The sequence below is a fragment of the Bacillus pretiosus genome, assembly GCF_051294775.1.
In the GTDB taxonomy this organism is placed as follows: domain Bacteria; phylum Bacillota; class Bacilli; order Bacillales; family Bacillaceae_G; genus Bacillus_A; species Bacillus_A wiedmannii.
This window is the reverse complement of record NZ_JBPPHF010000169.1, coordinates 1-308: the sequence shown is the minus strand read 5'-3', so window position 1 is coordinate 308 and position 308 is coordinate 1. Positions and strand designations below refer to the sequence as shown.

The following is a 308-nucleotide window of genomic DNA, read 5'->3' as shown; positions in this document are numbered from 1 at the left end:
GCATTAGGCATAGATACGGTTGTCGTAGGCTATAACGTTGGTTGGAAACAAAAATCTGATATGGGAAAAAAGAATAATCAAACATTTGTGCAAATCCCGTTTCATAACTTGATTGCGGCAATTGAGAATAAGTGTGTAAAAGAAGGCATCCGATTTTTGAAACAAGAAGAAAGCTATACTTCAAAAGCTAGTTTTTTGGATAAAGATCCAGTTCCAGGTTGGTCTAAGGATAATAGAGTCCAATATTACTTTAGCGGCAAACGAATCACTCGTGGTCTGTACCAAAGTAAGGTAGGAACATGTATCCA

General features: G+C 37.0%; 1 protein-coding gene. It reads left to right on the top strand.

Translation table 11 applies throughout. The features are described from left to right. The coding region (locus ACSG5Z_RS30355) for an IS200/IS605 family accessory protein TnpB-related protein (protein ID WP_435712796.1) at positions 1-308 on the top strand (308 nt) is incomplete at both ends.